12 protein-coding genes are annotated in these 16,588 nt (G+C 67.1%); 7 read left to right on the forward strand and 5 right to left on the reverse strand.

All coding sequences use genetic code 11. The features are described from left to right. Window positions 1–18: 18 nt before the first annotated feature. A complete protein-coding gene (gene eccCa / locus A5645_RS07295) occupies window positions 19–4,191 on the reverse strand; it encodes a type VII secretion protein EccCa (protein ID WP_065034157.1) in 4,173 nt (1,390 codons plus the stop codon). Beyond that, a complete protein-coding gene (eccB, locus tag A5645_RS07300) occupies window positions 4,188–5,711 on the reverse strand; it encodes a type VII secretion protein EccB (protein ID WP_065034156.1) in 1,524 nt (507 codons plus the stop codon). The genes eccCa and eccB overlap by 4 nt, the downstream gene beginning before the upstream one ends. Before the next feature lie 308 nt (window positions 5,712–6,019). Here eccB and malQ point away from each other — a divergent pair, with 308 nt between their 5' ends. The 3 genes from malQ (at window position 6,020) to A5645_RS07315 (ending at window position 9,038) form a co-directional block, all read left to right on the forward strand. After that, the gene (gene malQ, locus A5645_RS07305) at window positions 6,020–8,194 is read left to right on the forward strand and encodes a 4-alpha-glucanotransferase (RefSeq protein ID WP_065129065.1); all 2,175 of its coding nucleotides are present in this window, start codon (window positions 6,020–6,022) and stop codon (window positions 8,192–8,194) included. Between the two features lie 5 nt (window positions 8,195–8,199). Continuing rightward, complete coding sequence (locus tag A5645_RS07310) at window positions 8,200–8,664, forward strand: nuclear transport factor 2 family protein (protein ID WP_065129066.1); 465 nt, start codon at window positions 8,200–8,202, stop codon at window positions 8,662–8,664. A gap of 116 nt (window positions 8,665–8,780) precedes the next feature. Beyond that, window positions 8,781–9,038 (forward strand): hypothetical protein, encoded by a 258-nt coding sequence (locus A5645_RS07315; RefSeq protein WP_065129067.1) that lies wholly within the window; start codon window positions 8,781–8,783, stop codon window positions 9,036–9,038. A 9-nt stretch (window positions 9,039–9,047) separates the two neighbouring features. Here the strand turns inward: A5645_RS07315 and A5645_RS07320 are convergent, their stop codons facing one another. After that, the gene (locus A5645_RS07320; RefSeq protein ID WP_065034154.1) at window positions 9,048–9,476 is read right to left on the reverse strand and encodes a type II toxin-antitoxin system Rv0910 family toxin; all 429 of its coding nucleotides are present in this window, start codon (window positions 9,474–9,476) and stop codon (window positions 9,048–9,050) included. A gap of 217 nt (window positions 9,477–9,693) precedes the next feature. Here A5645_RS07320 and A5645_RS07325 point away from each other — a divergent pair, with 217 nt between their 5' ends. Next, entirely contained in the window at window positions 9,694–11,421 is a 1,728-nt protein-coding gene (locus A5645_RS07325) for a molybdopterin-dependent oxidoreductase (protein WP_065129068.1), read from the forward strand. Between the two features lie 10 nt (window positions 11,422–11,431). Here A5645_RS07325 and A5645_RS07330 read toward each other — a convergent pair whose 3' ends face one another. Then, window positions 11,432–11,995: a hypothetical protein gene (locus tag A5645_RS07330; RefSeq protein WP_036360355.1), complete on the reverse strand. Its 564-nt coding sequence runs from the start codon at window positions 11,993–11,995 to the stop codon at window positions 11,432–11,434. A gap of 203 nt (window positions 11,996–12,198) precedes the next feature. On the opposite strand from A5645_RS07330, the gene A5645_RS07335 reads away from it, so the two are divergent. Continuing rightward, window positions 12,199–13,977, forward strand: a complete 1,779-nt coding sequence (locus A5645_RS07335) for a DUF4407 domain-containing protein (protein WP_081288209.1) — start codon at window positions 12,199–12,201, stop codon at window positions 13,975–13,977. Between the two features lie 168 nt (window positions 13,978–14,145). Beyond that, a complete protein-coding gene (locus A5645_RS07340; RefSeq protein ID WP_036360357.1) occupies window positions 14,146–14,592 on the forward strand; it encodes a DUF6941 family protein in 447 nt (148 codons plus the stop codon). Window positions 14,593–14,618: 26 nt separating this feature from the next. Here the strand turns inward: A5645_RS07340 and A5645_RS07345 are convergent, their stop codons facing one another. Next, the gene (locus tag A5645_RS07345; protein WP_065034153.1) at window positions 14,619–15,833 is read right to left on the reverse strand and encodes a cytochrome P450; all 1,215 of its coding nucleotides are present in this window, start codon (window positions 15,831–15,833) and stop codon (window positions 14,619–14,621) included. Between the two features lie 193 nt (window positions 15,834–16,026). Between A5645_RS07345 and A5645_RS07350 the strand changes: the two genes are divergently transcribed. After that, window positions 16,027–16,584 (forward strand): TetR/AcrR family transcriptional regulator, encoded by a 558-nt coding sequence (locus A5645_RS07350; protein ID WP_065129050.1) that lies wholly within the window; start codon window positions 16,027–16,029, stop codon window positions 16,582–16,584. The last annotated feature ends 4 nt before the right edge of the window (window positions 16,585–16,588 follow it).

Below are 16,588 nucleotides of genomic sequence, written 5' to 3' on the forward strand. Positions count from 1 at the left end.
AGCGGCAATTGGCAATTACTACCGGCGCACCTCGGTGGCGGCAACCTGGACGAATACGCCGGTGTCCTCGGCCATCAGCAGACCACGACCGCGAGGCAGCGGACCGCCCTTCATCTTGCCGCGGATGAAACCCTCGTCTGGGTCGGCATCCATCACCAGCAACGGCGCATTGGCCTGGTGCAGGGCCCGCAGCATCGGGTCGCTGCCCGCCGAGGACCAGCCACCGAAGGTACGGGTCACGAGCACATGCAACCCGACGTCGGCGGCCCGGTTCACGAACGGGACGGCCTTGTGCAGCGGCGAATCGAAGCCCGGCGGCAGCTGCTGGATGTCGTCGACGATCAGGAAGATCTCCGGTCCACTCCACCAGGACCGCGACAGCAGCTCTTCGGCGGACAGCCCCGGTGGCGGCTCACGGCCGGCCAAGGCCGCCGCCAGCTCGCCCATCATCGCCACCACGCCGTCGAGGTTGTAAGCGAACCTCTCGACATATTCGGACCCCAGCGTGGTCAACAGCTGACGACGAGGGTCGATCAGCCACACCTGGGCGGACTTCTTGCCGGCCGGTGGCGGCGGAGCGCTGGTGGCGCCCGGCGCATACAGCCGGCCGATCTCGGACATGATGGTCGCCAGCGTCGTGGTGCGCCCGCACTCGCGACGGCCGGTCACCATCAGGTGTGCGTTCTCGGCGAAGTTGAGATACACCGGCTGCAGGTCCAATTCGGATATGGCCCAAGCGATTCCGCCCGCACCGACACCCTGACGGGTGTCCCGCGCCGCCAGCTCGCGCACCTGCTCCACGCCGAACTTCGCCGGCAGCCGGCGCACCGGCGGAGCCGCTGCGGTGGTGAGCCGGCTGACCGCTGCGATGACGCTGTCGCTCTCGAACACGTTGTTGGGCGTGCTGCTCAGTGCCGGCCGCGCCACCAAGGTGTGCAGGCCGGCCTGCGGGTCGCTGTCCAACCGGACGTAGTTCACGGCCACCATGCCGCGGCCCGGCTTGACCGGGACGTCCTTGGCGAACCGGGAACGGACCAGCTTGGCGTCCTCCACCGCGGCCAGTCGCAGCTCGACGCGCGAGCCGAAACCACTGCGCACCGGCGGCCGCAGTTCCGATTCGCGGTCGGCGGTGACGATCACGTGCACACCGAACGAAGGACCCTGGTTGATGATCAGGTTGACCTGGTCGATCAACACTTCGTTTTCCTCGGCCAGCGCCCGGTAGTTGTCGATGACGAGGTAGACGTCGCCGAATCCGTCGTTGGGCACCGGTCCGGCTTCGTCGCCGAACTTGCGGCGGCGGAACATCTCCATCGATGCGATGCCGTACTCGAGGAAGCTGCGCTTGCGCTCTCGCACCAGCGCCAGCAGTTCGGCGACCGTCCGGCGCACCCCGTACGGATCGGTGGGGCCGGCCACCTCGCCCACGTGCGGCAGTCGGGCGATCGTGGTCAACGCCGTGCTGCTGTACGCCAGGCAGTAGAACTGCACCTGCTCGGGAGTGTGGGTCAGGGCGGCCGAGCAGATCAGTGTCTGCAACGCCGTCGTCTTGCCCGAACCGCCGGCGCCCAGGATCAGCACGTTCGAGCCGGGGCCCGAGGTGTCGACGGTCCATGGCGGCTGGTCATGCTTGAACGGCCGGTCGATGATGCCGATCGGGAACACCAGGTTGCGGGCCGAACCGTAGTCCTTGTGCCAGGGGTGGCCGAGGAAACGGTTGACCAACTCGTCGATGGCGATCGGCTCGGTCAGCGGCGGCTGCCACAACCGGTACGGCTCGAAGTTGATCCGGCGCAGCTGATCGATGATCACGGTGCCGACCTTGGGCGTCCGGATCGCTTCCTCTTCCTCGTCTTCTTCGGCCGCCGCGCCGTTGACTTCACCGTTGGTGTAGCTGGGCACCGTCGGCGGTTCCACGCTGGGCCCGCCGACGCTCACCTCGAGCGGGGTGAACGAGTTGGTGAACAACTGGGGGCGCACGTAGTCGATGCTGTGCACCAGCACCGGCGCTTCCTCACCGTCGATCGAGGAGATGCGCAGGTAGTCCCGCCACAGGAACTCCGCCTGGAACCGGATGATGTCTTCCAGGCTCTTGCGGAAGTAACCCAGGCCGGCCTGCGCCGGCAGGTTCACCGCGTTGGGCACACCGGCCGCCTGCGCCGCCCCGGCGGTGCGGGCTTTCAGCACCAACCGGTAACCCATGTTCTCCATGAGCTTTTCGGCGCGACTTTCGATGGTCTGCGAAGCCATCATCAGGTGGATCCAGTACGCGCGTCCCTGACGGCCGATGGAGTCGAGCACGTCGACGGCGGTGGGCATGATCCGGAACCACTCGTAGAACTCGTCGATGACGACCACCAGCATCGGCAGTGGCGCCATGTCCTGGCCGCGGGCGCGCATCCTTGCCCGGACGGAGTTGTACTCCTTGGCGTCGTCGACGCCGGCGCTGTCACAGATCGCCTTGCGTCGCGCGATCTCGCCCCACAGCGCATCCAGGAACCGCTCCATCAGCGCCTGGTCTTCCTCCAGGTCGGTGATGATGCGTGACACGTGCGGCACGCCGGCGAACGGCTTGACGGCCGAACCACCCTTGAGGTCAGCGAGCACGAACTGCAGTTCCTCCGGCGGGTGGCCGAGCATCAGCGACTCGATCACCGTGCGGACCAGGGTCGACTTACCGGAACCGGTGGTACCCGACATGACACCGTGCGGGCCGTCGCCGCCTTCGTCCAGGGACTTCATGTCCAGGAACAGCAGCTCGCCGTTGTCGGAACGATTGCCGAACGGCACGCGCAGCCGGGAGCGGCCCATCGTGTCGGTGCGGCTCCCCCACAGGTCCTCGAAGTCGATCGCAGCGGGATCGTCGATGCCGTAGTACGAGAGGATGTCGCGGGCGCCGATGTGGGCGACCCGCTGACCGATCTCTTCGTAGGCCTCGGCCAGCCGCCACTGCGCCAGCTTCTGGGCGAACTCCTCCGCCTCGGCGGTGCTCATCTGGTCGGTCAGGGCGAAGAACCACGCATTGTCGTCGATCACCATCCAGGTGTCGCGGTCGCGAGGCAGGGCTTCGATGATGCCGACCTTGTCGAACTCGAGTTTGCGCTCGGGGACCCCGGTCCACATGGGCGAGCCGGTCAGGTCGAAGAAGGTGACACCGTCCACCCCTTCGGCGCTGATCACATACTCCCACTGCGGGTCGTCGACGTCGGCGATGATCACGTGGTGCGGCGTCGGCGTCTGCGCCGACGAGCTGGCGTGCCGCGGGGTGAACGAGCCGCGGCCGGCGAACAGCTCGGCCTGCTCGGCGGCGAATTCGCGCACCGAGCTGTAGACCATCCGCGCGCTGCCCGCGGCGTCGGTCCGGCGCGAGTCGCCGAAGTGCGGCAGCCATTTCACCCAGTCCCACTCGTCCAGGTCGGAACTGACGACGATCATGCGAACGTGGTCCGGGCCGTGCGAGAAGGCCAGCTGGCAGATGATGGCCCGCATCAGTCCCAGCACCTGCTCGCGGTCGCCCACCAGGGCGTACCACGGCTCGACCAGCACCGAGATCATCTTCGGCAGGTTGTAGACCACGCTCTGGTAGCGGCCGAACTCCTGCAGCGCCTTGCCCGTCACCGGCTCGAGCTCGATGTCGGTCGGCATGTTCTGCGGCTCACCCCAAGTCACCTCGGGGCGCGTCATTCCGACGCCGACGCGGACGACCCCGAAATTGAGGTCCTTGCCGTCGGGCTTGCGCTCCCACATCCGCTGCGATCCGACGGCGGCGGACAGCGTGTTGGGGGCCGGGTGGAACCACCGGTAGTTGGCGTCCATGCTGTCCGCCGACTCCTGCGCGGTCTCCCGCAGCATGTCCAGCATCAGCATGAACTGGGCCCGCATGGCGTCCAGCTTCGGCCGGCTCATCTGCTGTCCGCCGCCGCCGAACCGGCCGCCGAACATCATCATCATCATGCCGCCGACCATGAAGATCGGGAAGATCGAGCCGACGCCGCCGAACACGTGCGAACCGCTGGCGAAGGTCATGGCGACCATGCCGCCCAGCAGACCGATGACGACGACACCGACCACGATCAGCCACCAGGGCTTGCCCTCCGGCGGCGGAATGCTCAACGGCGTCGGAAGGACGATGTTCTCCGGCTTGATTACCGGAGGCTTCTCCGGTGTGGGTCGTGCAAAACCGCGTTTCACTTAGGTACCACCAACTCAGAAGGGGTCATGTCCATGGGTAGCGTGTCGTGCTCCACGAGAGCGTCCGCGCGGGACAACGTGGGGCCCTGCGGCAGCAGGCGCAGCGCCACCCACGGCGCCAGGCTGGGCTGCAAGGTCAGGCCGAGAGCTTCGCGAGCTTCCTTGGTGTCGTCCACACCGAACCGCGCACCGGCATTGGTGAGCCACCACAGCGACTCGGCGGTCTGGGCGCCCGGGTTGTTACCGGTGACGGCGACGAAGTTCGCGTAGTTCGGGCCGAAGTAGACCTGGTCGGCCTCGCGACCGGTCATGTCGGCCTTGACCAGGTTGACGACCCGCTTCATCTCGCTCGCCTTGATCGGGATGCTGGGCCCGGAGACCACTTGCACGCGGGCCCGGTTCTCGCCGTTGGTCCTTTCCCACCACCAGCAGGTGGACGGGTTCTCCCGGATGTCGAGCACGTTCAGCGGGTCGTTGGGGTAGGCCGACAGGTCGAGCCGGTTGACCACCGGCATCCTGGCCAGCGCCGACGGCTCCACCGTGACCGGCTTGGTGTTGCCCGGACGGCCGGCGTTCTGCAGGATCTGGGCCACCAGTGGCGGCAACGTCTGCACGCCGTCGGTCAGGACCAGTGAATACTGTTGCGGCCCGCTGATCTGGGGGGTGACGAGAATCGTCCCGACCGGGCCGGGGGCACCGGGGAAGGTGGCCGCCGCACCCGCGTTCGGCACCTCGGGCACCAGCAGCTCGGGTCCGACCGGCAGCGCGTCGTACAGGGCGTGGCTCATCGGCCGCGCCTGGCTCACCTGTTCCGGCGTCAATCCCAGCGGCAGCAGCACCGAACGGTCCGTTGCGTCGATCTTCGAGCGGCGGCCCTCCCGGATCACCCAGGCGTTACCGCCGTAGCTGAGCACCACCGCGTCCGACCCGGTCAGAACCCGGCGGTGGCCGCTCATGTCCGGGGTGCCGTCGATCACGGTCACGGTCACGCCGCTCATCGACGCGACACCGCCCGAAGAGCTGCCGACGGTGTCGCACACCAGCCAGGACGACGCGGGCGGATTCTTCGGCGCGAATTCCGTCGGCGCACCCGGGATACCGACCAGCGGCCCGTGCGGCATGCTGGCGATCTGGCTGCCGCGCACCAGGTGCGGGTTGTCCGCCCGACCGGTGATCAGCCGGGCCGACGCCAGGTTCAGCGCCGGGTACAGGCGGTCGCCCACCTTTACATATAGCGCACCCGAATCGCGGTCGGCGATGATCGGTGCGTCGTTGATCTGGCCGGCCGGGCTGATGAACGAGTACAACAATGCTCCCAGGCAGATCACCAGCGCCGCGGATACGGAAGCGACAACCGCCAGCGTCTGACGGCGACCGGGCTCGATCTCCATGCGGACCCGCCAGCGGGTCAACGCCATCGCGGTACGGCGCGCCAGGAACTGATACCCGGTTACCTGGGTCCGCGTCGACAACCCAAGGCCGTACCCCGACCCGCGCTGCCCGCGGCTATGTTCGGCCACGCTTGATCACCTCTCGGTCTGTTCTCTGTCTGTCAATAACGTCTGAATATGTCAAAGCGTCTTGATATATAGCCCTCATGGCTAGTAAGCGCTAAAGCACATCGTTACCGTAAGGCACTCACGCAGACCCCGCCATCTATCGGCGAAAGCCCTGGATCCCCCACGGATTCGTCGTATCTTCATTGGGCATGTTAGCTGCGAAACGTCGACAAGGCGCGTCAAGTAACAGACTGTTAAATCAACCTCACGCAGACACCCGCTGAGACCCCACTGAGCTGCAGGGCGGCATGGCACGGAAGATGAGCGGCATGACTGAGCTTGCGCCATCGCTTGTCGAGCTCGCCCGGCGGTTCGGTGTTGCCACCAGCTACCAGGACTGGAGCGGCCGGCACGTGGTGGTCGCCGAGTCCACTCTGGTGGCCGTGCTGGGCGCCCTCGGTGTCCGGGCAGGCTCCGAACAGGATCGCAACGCCGCACTGATCGCCGACCTCCGCGCCCATTGGGCACGGTCACTGCCACCCACGATCGTGGGGCGCTCCGGTGGGCAGACACGTTTCTGGGTGCACGTCACCCACGGTGACCCGGCCGAGGTGTGGTTGCAGCTCGAGGACGGGACCGAACGTGGCGGTGTGGAGCAGGTGGACAACTTCACCCCGCCATTCGACCTGGACGGACGTTGGGTGGGCGAGGCCAGCTTCGTGCTGCCGGCCGACCTGCCGCTGGGCTACCACCGCGTCCACCTGCGCTCCGGCGACTACCAGAGCAGCACCGCGCTCATCGTGACACCGGACTGGCTGGGCTTGCCCGACAAGCTGGCCACCCGGCGGGCCTGGGGTCTGGCGACCCAGCTGTACAGCGTGCGGTCGCGGCATTCCTGGGGGGTGGGCGACCTGGTCGACCTTGCGGATCTCGCGCTCTGGTCGGCCACCGCGCACGGCGCCGACTATGTATTGGTCAACCCGCTGCATGCGGCCGCGCCCTCGGGCAGCCAAGAGCCGCTGAAGCCGATGGAGCCGTCACCTTATCTACCCACGTCGAGGCGATTCGCGAATCCGATGTACCTGCGCGTGGAAGCCATTCCCGAGTTCGCCGAGCTGCCCAAGCGCGGCCGGGTGCGGCAGCTGCGGGACGAGGTTCAACACCGTGCCGCCCAACGCGACAGCATCGACCGCGACAACGCCTGGGCCGCAAAACGCGCCGCGCTCAAGATGATTCACCGCCAACCGCGCTCGGCGGGCCGGGAATTGGCCTACGCGGCCTACCGCGCACGGGAGGGCCACGCCCTGGATGACTTCGCGACCTGGTGCGCATTGGCCGAGAAGCACGGCGCCAATTGGCGACGATGGCCGAAATCGTTGCGGCACCCCTACGCCACTGGTGTCGCGGAGTTCGTCGCCAAGAACGCCAACGCGGTGGACTTCCACCGGTGGATGCAGTGGCAGCTGGATGAGCAGCTAGCCGCCGCACAGTCGCAGGCCACCCGCGCCGGTATGACGCTGGGCATCATGCACGACCTGGCCGTGGGCGTGCATCCGAATGGCGCGGACGCGTGGGCGCTGCAGGACGTGCTCGCGCTCGGCGTGACCGCGGGGGCGCCGCCCGACGAGTTCAACCAGCTCGGCCAGGACTGGTCCCAGCCGCCGTGGCGGCCGGACCGGCTGAACGAACTGGAGTACCGGCCGTTCCGGGCGTTGATCCGTGCCGTGCTGCGGCACTCCGGCGGGGTCCGCATCGACCACATCATCGGTTTGTTCCGGCTGTGGTGGATTCCCAGCGGCGCCCCGCCGACCGAAGGCACCTACGTTCGCTACGACCACGAGGCGATGATCGGCATTGTTGCGCTGGAAGCCCATCGCGTCGGCGCGGTGGTGGTCGGTGAGGACCTGGGCACCGTCGAACCCTGGGTGCGCGACTACATACTTCTGCGCGGACTGCTGGGCACCTCGATCCTGTGGTTCGAGCAGGACCGGGACTCGGGTTCGGCGGCGCCCCTTCCCGCGGAGCGGTGGCGCGAGTACTGCCTGTCCTCGGTCACCACCCACGACCTGCCGCCGACGGCGGGTTACCTCGCGGGCGATCATGTGCGGCTGCGGGAATCCCTGGGGTTGCTGGCCCGCCCGGTTGAGGACGAACTGCAGTCAGCGGCGGCCGAACGCGAGGGCTGGCTGGCCGAGTTGCGGCGGGTGGGCTTGCTCGACGAGGGCTTATCCGACCCCGAAGACGAGGCCGAGCGGGTAATCCTGGCCCTGCACCGCTACCTGGGCCGCACGCCGTCGCGGCTGCTGGGCGTGGCGCTGACCGACGCGGTGGGCGACCGGCGCACCCAGAATCAGCCCGGCACCACCGACGAGTACCCGAACTGGCGGGTACCGCTGGCCGGCCCGGACGGAGAGCCGATGTTTCTCGAAGACGTCTTCACCGACCCGCGGGCCGCAACTCTGCTGCATGCGGTGCGCGCCGCGATCACACCCGAGCCGGCGTGAGCCGCGTGCCCGCTCCGCCCGCGCACCGGGCGGCACTCAGCGACTTGGTGCACCGGTACGCGGCCGACGTCGATGACCGCGAATTCGATTCGGTGGCAATGCTTTTCACCGACGAAGCCGAGCTCTGCGTACCCGACCCGCCGAACGCGCTGCACCCGGTGCGCACCCACCACGGCCGGGCGGCGATCGCCGCGGCCGTGGCCGCGGTCGGCCAGGTCGCGCGCACCGAGCATGCCGTCGTCGGCGAGGTGTACGACATGGCGGAGCGGCCCGGGTTCGCCCGCGGCCGCATCACTTGCGTTGCGCACCATTGGAGTCAGCGTGCCGACGAGGTGGTCGACGCGGTCTGGCACCTGCGGTACGACGACGAGTACGAACACACCGAGGCGGGTTGGCGAATCAGCGGACGAGCGCTGACGATCAACGCCATCGAGACCCGCCCGATACGCCGGCTGCGACCCCACCAATAGCCGCCTCCCGCGCCGAACTCGTTTCTTCAGAACGTGATTCGGGTAGTTGAAAGGAGGGCTCCAAACCGGCCGATCGGGACGGTCGACTGCACGTGAATGCAGCAGAGGAGACGTTCTTGACGAACGATTCGACGCACGATCTCGCAGAGTTCGAAACCAAAGCCGAACGCACCCCCGGCCTGGTCGTCATCGCCGGTGCCGTCCTGGCGTTGGTGGTGTCCGCCGTGACATTCGCGCTGGGTCATGCCGGGGCCGGGATAGCCGCGGCGTCAATCGGGATGCTGGTGTTCGGCGGTGGCCTGGCCTGGCTCGCGGAGGAACGCAGGCGCGTGCGCCAGGTCGAGCGGGACCTGCGCTACCGTGACCGACGCTGACGACCGGGGTCAGCGCAGCTCGGCGAGGTTCTTCACCGATTTCTCGACGTCGGAGCGCAACACCCGGGCCACCAGCCGGCCGACCGGACCGCTCAGCACGCCGCCGGACAGGTCGGCGGTGAGATGGAAGTCGGAGCCCGGGCTCCTGTCCTTGACCGACATGGCCACGGTTAGCCGGATGCCGCCGCGGCCGCGGCCCTTCAACTCGATCGCGTTCGGCTCGTCGTACTTCGTCACTTCCCAGTGCACGACGTTGCGGAAACCCTTGACCCTGATGCACGACGAGACACAGGTGCCCTTCTCGATGGTCGACGGGACCTCACCGCGCCAGCCGGCGAAGATCGTCATCCACTCGCCGAATCGGCTCAGGTCGGACGCGAGTTTCCAGGCAGCTTCCGGCGAGACTTCCGATGTCGTCGAGACGTCTACCCGTGCCAAGTTCTGCTCCTCCCGCGGGGATCGGAGTCGATCCAGAGTCGCAGTTACATACCCGGCCGTAGCGGTCCGGTAAACACCTCGACGACGGTGATCAGGTCTGTCTGTCACAGTTTCTTATTTATACAGTCGCCATAGTGTAAATTTGCTCAGCGTGAGCAGAACCAGTGACAAAGGCCTGGCAACCGATACTGACCAGGTCGATACCCTCGATCGGCAGCTGGGCGTGGACTACGCCAGTGAGGTGCACACCGCCGAAGACGTCGTCGACGTCGAGGCGTATGGCGGTGGATTCGATCTGACCCGGCGTGCCACCGCACCGCGACTGCGGGTGGGCCGCGACAAGTGGTTCAACCTGCTCTGGCTGATTCCGATCGGCTTCGCGCTGTTGGTCGCCGGCGTGGCGATCGGCAAGGGCCTGCACCACATGCCCGCCGTGCAGTCGTTCATCGAGCGCTATCCCGGCGTCGATCCGCACTCCAGCAGCCCCCCGGGGCGGCCCGCGTGGATCGGCTGGACGCACTTTTTCAACCTGTTAATGATGACGTTCATCATCCGTTCCGGAATTCAGATCCTGTGCGACCATCCGCGCCTGTACTTCAGCCGCAACGCCACTCCCGGTAAGGATGAGTGGCTGCGGGTCGGGCCACCGGTCCCCGACGATCCGCTGTGGACCGCCAATGCCGACACCGTCGCCCTGCCGCCGCAGTTCGGCCTGCCCGGATTCCGTCATTCGATCGGGTTGGCCCGTTGGTGGCATCTCGGCATCGACGTGCTGTGGATGGTCAATGGCGCGGTGTTCTACGTCTTGCTGTTCGCCACCGGCCAGTGGCGGCACCTGGTCCCGATGAGCTGGGACGTCTTTCCCAACGCCGCCTCGGTGGCGATTCAGTACCTGTCGCTGAACTGGCCGACTGACAACGGCTGGGTCGCATACAACGACATGCAGTTGCTGGCGTACTTCACCACGGTGTTCATCGCCGCGCCGGCCGCCATCATCACCGGGCTCGGCATGTCACCGGCGCTGTCGCAGCGGGTGCACTGGCTGAGCAAGCGGTTGAGCATCCAGCACGCGCGGTCGCTGCATTTCCTGGTGCTGGTGTACTTCCTGTTCTTCATCCTGACGCACGTCACAATGGTTTTCGCCACCGACGCCCTGCGCAACCTCAACCACATGTTCGCTGCGCGCGACGACAACAGTTGGGTCGGTTTCGGCGTCTTCTGCGTCGCGATGGTGATCGTGGCCATCGGCTGGGTTGCCGCGACCCCGTTCACGATCAAGCATCCGCGGGTGGTGCAGCGGGTGGGTTACGCGCTGGTCGGGCCGTTCCAGCGGACGCTCGAACGGCTGAACCCCAAGCCCGGCGCATTCACCGAGAAGGACATCTCCCCCTATCACTGGCGCAATGGCCGTCTCCCCGAGACCGTTGAATACAAAGAGCTGGAAAAGAACGACTTCGTGGACTGGCGGCTGCGGGTGTATGGGTTGGTGGAGAACCCGACGGCGTTCTCACTGGAAGATCTGCGGGCACTGCCCTATCACGACCAGATCACCCAGCACTTCTGCATTCAGGCCTGGTCGGGCGTGGCCAAATGGGGTGGTGTGTCGATGCAGACGATCATGGACATCGTCAAACCATTACCCGAGGCGAAATGGGTGGTTTTCTATTCGATGGGGCTGGGCGCAACCGGCGGCATCTATTACAACGCGCACCCAATCGAGCAAATGACGCACCACATGAGCATGCTCGCTTATGACATGAACGGTGAGCCGCTGCCCTATCTGCACGGCAAACCGCTGCGGCTGCGCAACGAATTACAGCACGGCTTCAAGCAGGTGAAGTGGATCAAGGGCATCGAGTTCGTCGCGCATTACAAAGAAATCGGCAGCGGCTACGGCGGGTACAGCGAAGACCACAAGTTCTTCGGACGGCATCAGACGATCTAGCGCCGGCTGCTCAGCCCCCGGGCCAGGCGCTGTCGACCTGGGTGGCGATGTCGATGACCTGAGCCGCCTGCGACTGGGGTGAGTCGATCTCCTCCTTGACGTACTGGGCGATGAACCGCCGGATCTCCCCGTCCACGCCCGCCAGAATGCGCAGCACTTCGCCGCGGATCGATTTCGAAGACACGTTGACGGTGATGTCGGAGGGCCGCGGCTTGGAGACATCGACGATCAGGAGCAGCGGCTCGGCCGCGCGGGCGGTCGCCCGCAGCGCGATGTCGCCGGAGACCAGGAATCTCTGCTTGTCGAGCCGCAGGTCCAACAGCAGGTCGATGGACAGCGGAATGTGGATGACGAAAGTGATCAGGTCACCGAGCTTTCGGGTCACCCGGGGTTCCTGAATCTTGACCTTCGCGCTGACCTTGGCGATCCCGCCGGGCCCCTGGGCAATCGGTTCCATAGCGAATTCGCTGCCGGCGATGTCGGCCAACGCCGCGGCGACCCGGTCCGGCGTGACGGCAACCTCGAAAAATCTGCGGCCGAACTCTTCGTAGCTGAGGAAGTCGTAATTTTCCATAGAGTCATACCGTCTCATGCCGCCCGCGCTAACGGTCGCTGATCCGCTCGCGTCGCTTCAATAGAGGCCCAAAATGGTGGCTGGAACAGGGTTCGATCGGGCGTCAACGGCTTTGTGAACAACGCCACAAGCGGCCGCCTGGATTCGGTGTGTCGGGCGGCGGCCTGCCACGCTGGAAGGCAATTGGAGGTGATTGGAGTCTGATGCGCGCGCACGAAACGCTTGAGCGGCGCTCGATGATCTCGCCTGCGGTGGTGGTGCTGGGGGCCGTGCTGGCCTGGCTGGTAGCCGCCCTGGCCGTCGACTCGTCGGTCGGGACTTCGGTGCCGATCTGGGCAGTCATCGGGCTGACACTGGTTTTTGGTCTGCTGGTGGGTGCGGTGACCCGTGGAATCGCGGCCGGTCCGGATTCGGGACCGGCCGGCACCGCGGGGCGTGCTGCAGTCGGCGTTGCTGTCGGTGTCCTGGTCGGCGAGCTCGCCGCCCTGGTCATCTTCTCCGGGGCGATCCAGGACCGGCTGGGCGAACGCGCCGTCGGTGAACCGGGGCCGGCGGTCGCCCAGGCCGAGGGCACGCTGCGGCAGGCAAAGGCGGCCCGCACCGCGCTGGACAACTCGGTGGAGCAGGCGCGGGTGCAGTTGGACGCTGCCCTGGTGGTGGCGCGCTGCGAATACAACCCGTCGCCCGCCTGCCCGCAGACCCGCATCACCGGTGTTCCCGGCCGCGGACCCGAGACCCGGACGGCGAACGAGCTGCTCGCCGACGCACAGCGGGAACTGGGCAACGCGCTGGTCGCCCGCGACCGGCAGGCGCCCGAGCTGGACGCCGCGGTGTCACGCGACGAGCAGGCGCTGGCCGCCGCGCAGCACGCCGCCGTCGCCGATGCCGGACACGGCCTGGGCGCGCGGTGGGTCGCGATGAACGAAATCACGCTCGCCAGCCCGGGTGCGCTGATGTTGCGGGTCATGACGGTCGCGTTCTTCGCGCTGCTGTATCTGCTGCCGCTGATCCTGCGCAGGTGGCGGGGCGAGACCACCCACGATCGGCATGAGACGGCGCGCGCCGACCGGGAGCGTGCCGAACTGGAAGCCGACACCGCAATCGCGATCAAGCGGGCCGAGGTCCGCCGAACCGCCGAAATCATGTGGGCCGAGCACCAACTCACCCAGACCCGCCTTGCCATCGAAGCCCAGGCCGAGATCGACCGCGAGCAGCAACGCCGTCGAGTGGTTGAGGCGCTCGACGCGCCGGTGCGCGCCGTGTCGGAGCGCAGCTTCGAGCCGGCCGCCCAGCCCGAGGAGGAAGACATGTACTTGCCGATCGCAGCCGAGGCCGAGGCGGCCAGCCGCGCTGTGGCCGAATTGCCTGCCGCAGAGCGGGATAGGAGTTCGGCCACCGAGGCGCCCCGGCACCTGCCCGCTCCCGCCCAGCCGGCCGCCGCTGCCGTCGAGCACTATGAGGAACCTCGGCAAAGTGAGGAACGCGCCCCGATGATCCCGTCGATTCCGGACGCCACCAAAGCAGCGGCCCGGTGGATCCGTCCGCTGGTCCCGCCCTTCGTCGCGCGCGTGATCGACAACACGACCCAGCCGTTGCGCAGCGCGCGGCAGGTGTTCGAGGAGGTCGAGGAGATTGCGTTCTCGCTCAAGCGCACCCGCAAGGTGACGGTCGATTCGGAAAGCTCGGAAGGCGGTAGCCGGCAACAGGCTGCGCAACCGGTGCACGAGGAGGCTGCCACGTCTGTCGGCGCCCATCGCATCGACTCGGCACGGGGGCATGCCGCGCAACCGCATCACCCGGCCGACTACCGGCAGGTCGGCGACTACCCCGATCAGCAGTCGCTGGGTCACGTGCCGCGGCAGGATCTGGCCGGCCTGTCGGTCGGGTCCCAGCACGACGATCGGCGCGAGCTGGCGGGCCGGGAGGGACCGCGCGAGCTGCGGGCGCCCGAGGGGCCGCGTGAGCTGCCTCCTGGCAGCTAGCGCGGCGCAGTATTATCGGGCCGACGGAGTCAGACTCGGTCCAAGAGTCGAGGTCGGCGGCGACTCGCAATTGCATACGGAACAGGACGTGGATCTCGTGACGGCAGCAGTCGTAGGGCACCAACTCGCGGTGGAACCGGCAGTGTCGACCGATACGCTGACCGCCGCATGAAGGTCAGCCTTTTCCTCGCCGACGCCGCCCAGGCCGATGCGCAGTCCGGCAAGGTGCACACCCTGGGCCTCGGCTGGCGGCAGTGTCAAACACCCACGCCGCCTTTTGCTTTGGTGATGTTCCTGGACATCGATTGGGACGAGACCAACAAGCAGCACAAGCTCACCTGCCAGTTGCTCGATACCGACGGTCAATCGGTGACGGTGCCGGGGCCGCAGGGTCCGCAGCGCATCCTGTTCGAAGCGGCCGCGGAGGCGGGCCGCCTCCCGGGAGCCATCCACGGCACCGCCGTCCGGATGCCGCTGACCCTCAACATCCCCGGCGGCATTCCGCTGGAACCCGGCATCTACGAGTGGCGAGTCGAGGTGGAAGGTTTCGAACAGGCCACCGCCGTCGAGGCCTTCATCGTGTCGATGGGTGCGTTGCCGCCCACTCCGGTCTGAGGACCGGCGCCGCAACGGCTTTCGGCTCAGGAGACGGTGAGCTCGAGGCGTTCCAGGCGCCGCACCAGGATGCTGGGCACCCAGCGCCCCACCTCGGCGGCCCGGATTGACGAGCTGTGGTCCAGCAGCAGCCGCAACACGATGCGGGCCTCCAGCCGCGCCAGCGCCGCACCCACGCAAAAGTGCGCTCCCCTACCGAAACTCAGGTGGTTCCTGCCTCCGGCGCGGTCCAGCCGAAACTCGCCCGGAGCCTCGAAGCGGTCCGGATCCCGATTGGCCGCCCCCCAAAGCAGCACCAGGCGCGAGCCGGCCGCGAGGTCCATGCCCGCCAGGGTGGTGTCGCGCAGGACGTGTCGATAGTGGCCGCGGAACGGTGGTTCGAAGCGCAGCGTCTCTTCGATGAATGCCCCGAGCAACGCCGGTTGCTCGCGCAGCCGGCCGGCGATGTCGTCCCGCTCGGCCAGGATCGCGGCGGCACTGCCGAGTAGCGACGCGGTCGATTCACCCCCTGCGGCGAACAGCGTGATCATCATGACCTGTGCGGTGACGGTGTCCAGTTCACCGGTGGCGCAAGCGCTCGCCAGCTCGCCGAGCAGGTTGTCCTGCGGGTCGTCGGCTGCCCGGGCGAACTGGCCGCTGATGTATTTACTGAGCTCCATCACCGAAACCCCCGCGGCGGCAAGCTGTTCCTGATCCGCGAGGCCCTCGAGCAGTTGGGTTGCCGCGTAGCCCCACCGCACCAACTGCTCCACGTCCGCCTCGGGCAGTCCGATCAGCTCCGCCACCACCATCATCGGCAGCCGGTCGGCGACGGCGCCCATCCACTCGATGCGCCCGTCGCGCAGCGCGTCTTGCCACAACCGTTCGGCGGTCTGGGTGACGAAGCGTTCCAAAACCGCGATCCGCTTGGCGGCCAGATAACGCACCAGCAGCTTGCGGTGCACGGCGTGGCTGGGATCGTCCGCGGTGGCCAGCACGTGGGTCGGTCCGCCGAGCCCATCCATCTCGAAGGGCACGACGGTGCCGTGCGGGGTGTAGAGCATCGTCGCCGTCAAATTGGACGAGAAGTCGTCCGTTCGCGAGATCGCCTCATTGACGGCGTCCCAGCCGCATACGACGTAGAACCCGGACTCGCCGATCCGGTGCACCGGGCCACTGCCCCGCATGCGCTCGTAGAGCGGATACGGATCCTGGATGGACGCGTCGTCGAACAACTCGACGGGGTCGTGGAGGACGGTCATGGCTCAAGGTTGCGTGTCGGAAATCCGCAGGTCAACGGGTCAGGGAAAAGTCAACGAAAGTAGATACGCAGCACCGGGAACACGAGCCGACGGATTTCTCACCCAATCGACGAGACGTGCGCATATGCTGAGATACTTCTACTTTTTCGTCTCAGATATGAGAATCAGTGCCATACAGATCTCGAGGGTGCGGATGAGCAAGGGCGATTGGCTGGTCGGTGGTGATCGCCGCGCGCGCGCCGCCGAACGCATCTACGACGTGGCCGTCGAGCTGGTGGCACGCGAGGGTCTGGACGCGCTGGACATCGACCGGTTGGCGGCCCAGGTGCACTGCTCGCGGGCCACGATCTATCGCTACGCGGGCGGCAAGGCCGAGATCCGGGACGCAGTTCTGGCCCGGGCGGCGGCCGACATCATCGAGGCGGTTCGATCTGCGGTCGGCAACCTGATGGGCCCGGACCGGGTTGTCACGGCGATAACACTGGCGCTCAGGCGGATTCGTTCCGATCCGGTTAGCCGATTGATGATCGGTTCGGTGCGTGGCGCCGACGCCATGACGGCGCTGACCGCGTCGCCGTTACTGAGCCGCTTCGCCGGCGAACTCGCCGGGCTGGCCGCCGACGACCAGCAGGCCGCCCAGTGGGTGGTGCGGGTCGTGCTCTCGCTGATCTACTGGCCGGTCGAGAACGAGGCCGTGGAACGTCAGCTGGTGCAACGGTTCGTCGCTCCGGCCTTCGCGCAACGCCGTTGAGCTG

The organism is Mycobacterium asiaticum, assembly GCF_001673635.1.
GTDB lineage: Bacteria > Actinomycetota > Actinomycetes > Mycobacteriales > Mycobacteriaceae > Mycobacterium > Mycobacterium asiaticum_C.

Coding starts and splice junctions, on each gene's coding strand:
- A5645_RS07345 (WP_065034153.1), bottom strand. CDS start 15,833: ATGACCGTCCTCCACGACCCCGTCGAGTTGTTCGACGACGCGTCCATC.
- malQ (WP_065129065.1), top strand. CDS start 6,020: ATGACTGAGCTTGCGCCATCGCTTGTCGAGCTCGCCCGGCGGTTCGGT.
- A5645_RS07340 (WP_036360357.1), top strand. CDS start 14,146: ATGAAGGTCAGCCTTTTCCTCGCCGACGCCGCCCAGGCCGATGCGCAG.
- A5645_RS07330 (WP_036360355.1), bottom strand. CDS start 11,995: ATGGAAAATTACGACTTCCTCAGCTACGAAGAGTTCGGCCGCAGATTT.
- A5645_RS07335 (WP_081288209.1), top strand. CDS start 12,199: ATGCGCGCGCACGAAACGCTTGAGCGGCGCTCGATGATCTCGCCTGCG.
- A5645_RS07350 (WP_065129050.1), top strand. CDS start 16,027: ATGAGCAAGGGCGATTGGCTGGTCGGTGGTGATCGCCGCGCGCGCGCC.